We start from the raw sequence: 1,903 nt of genomic DNA, 5'->3' as shown, positions 1-1,903 counted from the left end.
CTTCTCGCCATCTCTCAAGAGGCGACTTTCTTATGTTAACATTTTTATTCTTTCGTGTCAACATGTTTTTGAAAAGTTTTTTGAAAATCTTTTTTGATGCTTTTTGTCGTTTAATGACGACTTTCTTAATATATCATGTTTCTCATATTAAGTCAACAACATATTAAGACCAATTATAGCCATTTTTTTATGCAGTTTTTTAATGTTATCATGCATAATTACTAGCCTCTAGTATGTCTTTCAAAATATTTAATAAAAATATAGATATATTTATACTTCCTATTTTCACAATAATTATTCATTAAATTTATATATCTATTAACAAGTCTGCTAGTTTCTTTAAATCTTTCAAATATACTTCCTTCAATTCTCTTCTATATATTACAGCAGCAGGATGATATAGTGGAAAAATAATATATTCAACTTCTTTTATTTTTATAAATAACTTATTTCCATGTGTATTTCCTATTGAGATTTCATCATCATTCAATAATGTCTTCAATGGAACATTTCCTAAAGTCACAATTATCTTAGGATTTATAATGTCTATTTCTTCTAATAAGAATCCTTTGAATTCTTCTATTTCATTTTTATTTGGTGCTCTATTTGTTTTTGTTCCAGGCCTTTTTCCTTCCTTAGTAGGCCTAAACTTTACTGTATTTGTAATATACAATTTGTCTTTATCTAGGTTAAGTATTGACAAAAATTCATCAAGATATTTTCCTGCTGAACCAACAAAGGGTTTTTTGTATTCTACCTCTTTTGCTCCTGGTGCTTCGCCTATCATCATTATAATGCTATCTTCCTTACCATCTCCAAGAACTAATTCTTTATGAATAAATTTTTCTGCTATTTCATTATTTAACTTCTTTAGTTTAGCGTATTTCAACATTATCTCTCCTTCAATATCCTTCTGTGTTACTATACAAGTCAATTCAACTAATCAATTCTTCATATTTTACCTTTATGTTCTTAAAGTCTTCCCAAGCAGGTCTTTTTTTACTCTCATCTCTTAATAAGGCAGCAGGATGGAAGGTTGGCATAATATAAAAATTACCCTTTTTTACCCATATACCCCTATCCTTTGTAATTTTAAAATCTTTATTTATGATATTTTGAGCAGAAACTGCACCTAAGCATACTATTATTTTAGGATTAACTAGTTTTACCTGCCATCTTAAGTAGTCTATACAGCTTCTAACTTCTTCTGCTAAAGGATTTCTGTTATTCGGTGGTCTACATTTTACTATATTAGCTATATAAACCTCTTCTCTTTTAAATTCTATTGCCTTAAGCATTTTATCAAAAAGCTGTCCCGCTGCCCCTACAAATGGTTTTCCTTGCTTATCTTCATTGTACCCTGGCCCTTCTCCTATAAACATAATCATAGAATTTGGATCTCCATCTCCAAAAACTACATTTGTTCTAGTTTTATGCAAGGGACATTTGTTACATCTTATACAATATTCTTCTAAACCTTGTAGGCTATACACATTATCCCTCCCTGCAATGAAAAAATGTTTCTATATTATAATTATATAGTATCATATTTGTTTAAGTTTTTTCACCTATATCTGTTTGTATTATAAAACTTAGTTTTATGATTTTGGAAAATATAGTTTAATAGCTAAAAAGGCGGTATTCAACCGAATACCACCCAAACTATTTATATAGTTCCAAAAATTTTATTTCAAAAAATAAAAAAATCCAGCGACGTCCTACTCTCCTTATGACCTAACCCAATTTTTCGAACGTTTTTATCGAAAAATCAAGGAAGCTCAGAAAACAAGTTTCTGAGTACTGCAATTACACCAAATCAAAGATTTGGGTAATTGCAGCATAGCCCAAACGCAATGAGCACCAAATTTGCACGACCGTATGGGAGTGAACAAATTTGTGTTGC

Annotated in this window: 2 protein-coding genes; both read right to left on the bottom strand. The window is 29.7% G+C overall.

Annotated features, from left to right (window positions below; all coding sequences use genetic code 11):
* Positions 1–307 precede the first annotated feature (307 nt).
* Positions 308–889, bottom strand: a complete 582-nt coding sequence (locus tag BLV37_RS14710; RefSeq protein WP_091733209.1) for a uracil-DNA glycosylase — start codon at positions 887–889, stop codon at positions 308–310.
* A gap of 46 nt (positions 890–935) precedes the next feature.
* A complete protein-coding gene (locus tag BLV37_RS14705; protein ID WP_091733207.1) occupies positions 936–1,493 on the bottom strand; it encodes a uracil-DNA glycosylase in 558 nt (185 codons plus the stop codon).
* Positions 1,494–1,903 lie beyond the last annotated feature (410 nt).

This window comes from Proteiniborus ethanoligenes (assembly GCF_900107485.1).
Taxonomy (GTDB): Bacteria; Bacillota; Clostridia; order Tissierellales; family Proteiniboraceae; genus Proteiniborus; species Proteiniborus ethanoligenes.
This window is presented reverse-complemented; position numbering and strand designations above follow the sequence as displayed.